The sequence below is a fragment of the Gemmatimonadota bacterium genome, from assembly GCA_039715185.1.
Classification (GTDB): domain Bacteria; phylum Gemmatimonadota; class Gemmatimonadetes; order Longimicrobiales; family RSA9; genus DATHRK01.
This window is the reverse complement of the sequence record JBDLIA010000165.1, coordinates 1-3,377: the sequence shown is the minus strand read 5'-3', so window position 1 is coordinate 3,377 and position 3,377 is coordinate 1. Positions and strand designations below refer to the sequence as shown.

Below are 3,377 nucleotides of genomic sequence, written 5' to 3'. Positions count from 1 at the left end.
ATCGATTCGGACGCCGCCGCGACCTCGGCCGACGGAGCCGATGGCTCTGGCGCTGGCGCCGGCGCCGGGCGCGACGCGGCAAACGAGGCCGAGGCCAAGAGGCTGGCGCTGCTGATCGACGAGCTCGCGCCGGTGCTCGCGGAGTTTCCGATCGCAGGCGATCGGGTCAAGCGCCTGGTGCTGGCGCCGCTGCCGGGATCTCGCGAGATGCTGCTGTGGCCGCGCCGGGTTCACCCGCAGCGGCTCGCCGACGGCCTCGCGGCCGCGCTCGAGACGGGTGAGCTGCGCGTCCAAGTGGTGGTCTCGCCGCTCGAGAGCGCCGAGAAACCGACCGCCACCGAGCTGATCTCGCTGGCCAGCGCCCAGGATGCCGACGCGGCGCTGCTCTACGGCCTGCGCGCCGACGGCGGCGACGCGAGCGTCCGTCTGGTCTATTTCGGCGTCGAGTCGGGCGCCGCGCTCGAGGCCCGCCACACGATCGAGGACGCCGGCGATCACGGGCTGGTCAGCGTCAACCCGCTGTTTGTCGCCGTGCTGATCGCGCTGCTCGGCGGCTTCACGCTGTGGCTGGTGTGGACCGTGGTGCGCGGCAGCGGGATGATCCGCATCGAGCTCAAGGTCGATCCGGCGTCGAGCAAGCCGTCGTTCTCGATCCTGATCTCGAAGGACAAGCGCTGCCCGGCGGTCAAGGATCCAAAAAAGCACCTGGCCTCGGTGTCGGTCGAGGAGAAGCGCCGGCGCTTCGGCGCCGACAACGTCGGGGCCAACGAGGAGTTCGAGCGGATTCCGCCCGGTCATTGGTTCGTTCACGTCTTCGGGACCTACGGCAAGGGCGGCGAGCTCCGGGCGCTGCCGCCGCTCACCGAGCCGGCGCGGGTGAAGCGCAACCAGGTCACCACCGTGGTGGTCGCCCTGGTCCCCAAGGAGAGCGAGTTTCACTTCATCGTCATGGCGCCGCTCGGCCCGGCGCCGGGCGCGCTGGTCTGGCTCGGATCGAACCCCGCGCACCGGGTCGTGACCGACGAGGACGGCAAGGCGATCTTGTTCGCGCCGACCGGCGAGCACACGGTGCACGTTGAGTCCTCCGACGGCATCGAGATCACCCGGAAGATCCACGCCTTTGGCAGCCGCATCTCGATGGTGACGATCAACCTCGAGCGCGAGCGGCGCCTGGCGCAGATCTCGGGCGGGCTCAAGGTCGAGCTCGGGCCCGACGAGCAGGCCGAGATCGTTCCGGATCGCCGGGAGGCCGCGGTCGCTTCCCAGCGCGAAGTGCGCGCCAGCGACGAGGCGACGCCGGAGACCCTGCGCGGGCTCAGGCGCTACCCGCCCGAGGCCGCGCTCGCCCGCGGCGCCCTGGGCGTCGTCTACCGCGCGACTCACCAGGTGCTCGATCGTCCGGTCGCGCTCAAGGTCATGGCGCCCGAGATCCGCGAGCACCCGGCGGCCGCGCAGATGTTCGAGCAAGAGGCCAAGGCGCTGGCGGCGCTCAACCACCCGAACGTCGTCGCCGTCTACGACCAGGGCCGCGACGGCGAGCAGATGTTCATGGTCATGGAGTTCGTCGAGGGCACCACCCTCGAGGACGTGCTCGAGCAGCGCACCCGGCTCGATCTCGCCGAGGCCGCGCGGATCGGCGAGCAGCTCGGCCGCGGCCTCGCCTACGCCCACGGGCGCCGGGTGATCCACCGCGACATCAAACCGGCGAACATCTTCCTGTCGACCGACGGCACCGTGAAGATCGGCGACTTCGGGCTGGCGCGGGTGATCAGCGAGGTCTCGATCAAGCGCACCGAGGTCAAGGGGACGCCGCTGTACATGGCGCCCGAGCAGATCCGCGGGGCCAACATCGACTTCCGCGCCGACATCTACTCGGTCGGCTGCACCCTGTTCGAGGTCCTCGCCGGCCGCCCGCCGTTCATCGAGGGCGAGATCCTGTACCACCACATCAACACCGAGCCGCCCCGGCTCGCCGACCTCGTCCAGATCCCCGCGGCCGTCGACGACCTGATCATGACGTGCATCGCCAAGGACGCCCCCGATCGCCCCGCCTCCGCCGAGCGGATCGCCGACGTCTTCGGCGCGCTCCGCCGCGGCTAGCGCCAGACCGAAGGTCTGCCCGGCGTGGCAAGTTGCTGATCTCGCGAGGGCGTCCGGCCCGCCGGCCGGGGTGTCCGGTATGCCGGACGCGGGTGGTCGGCGGACGGGACACCCGTGCTAGCGCTTGCTTGGCGATCGCGGAGTTACGGCTGGCCCGGCGCTTGCTCTATCCGGCGGCGTGCGTTCTCGTCCCATACGCAAAGGCGACATCCGCGGCGTGACCCGCCGCGTGCGCGACCGCCGCTTTCGCATGGCCCCCAGCCGGGAGGTCAACAACGCGATGGGCTACCTCACCGCCGTCCTCGTGCAGAAGTACGGCATCGAGTTCCACGCGCTCACGTTTCTGAGCGACCACAAACACGACGTCAACCACGACCCCAACGGGCGCTTGCCCGACTTCAACCGCGACCTGCACCACTTCATCACCAAACAGCTCAACGCGATGTTCGGCGACGAGGGCCCGATGTGGGACTCGAAGCAGACGAGTCATGTCCGCCCGGTCGAGCCCGACGACATCCTCGGTCGCATCGGCTACACGGCGGCGAACGCGGTCCACCACGAGCTGGTCAAGTTCGCCAAAGACTGGCCGGGGCTTTCGATGTGCTGGCCGTGCCCGCCGCGCACGTTCAAGCGCCCCAAGCGGGGCTTTATGAACTTCGACGCCAAACACCCCGACGGCTCGGACGTCTGGCCCGAAGTGGTCACGCTCACGATGCATCGGCCGCCCGGCTTCGATGATCTGTCCGACAACGAGCTCGCGATTCGCATCAAGGATGCGATCGAGGCCGTTGAGCAAGCGGCCCACGACAAGGTCGAGAAAAAGAGGGGCAGGTTCGTCGGTCGCCGGGCCATCCTTCGCACCAAGCGGGAGGCCTGCGCCACCAGCGTGGAGTCGAAGTCCGACATCAATCCCCGGATCGCCTGCAAGAACAAGAAGCGTCGCGAGGAGGCGATCGAGGAAGACCGCGCCTGGATGCGCAAATACCGCCCGGCCTTCAAGGCCTGGCAAGCCGGCGACCGCGACGTCGAGTTCCCCCACGGGACCTACAAGATGCTCGTCGTCCACCGCGCCAACGTCGCCGGCCCCGATTGAACCCGCGACATTCGCCTCTGCCCGGCAAGGCCCAGCGCCTCGCCGGGCACCGCTGCGTCCGGAGCCCCGATCGCCGCTCCGATCGCCCCGCTTTTCGAGCCCCAGCTTACAAAGCCTTCGCTCGATGAGCTCCTGACCCGCGGCCGCGGCGCTCACGCGCCGCCGCGCGACCGCTCGCGCCGAT

The 3,377-nt window shown here is 69.6% G+C and carries 2 protein-coding genes; both read left to right on the top strand.

Annotated elements, in window-relative coordinates:
- A partial coding sequence (locus ABFS34_16185; protein MEN8376967.1) for a serine/threonine-protein kinase occupies window positions 1-2,100 on the top strand: 2,100 nt, incomplete at its 5' end.
- A gap of 217 nt (window positions 2,101-2,317) precedes the next feature.
- Complete coding sequence (locus ABFS34_16180) at window positions 2,318-3,193, top strand: hypothetical protein (GenBank protein ID MEN8376966.1); 876 nt, start codon at window positions 2,318-2,320, stop codon at window positions 3,191-3,193.
- The last annotated feature ends 184 nt before the right edge of the window (window positions 3,194-3,377 follow it).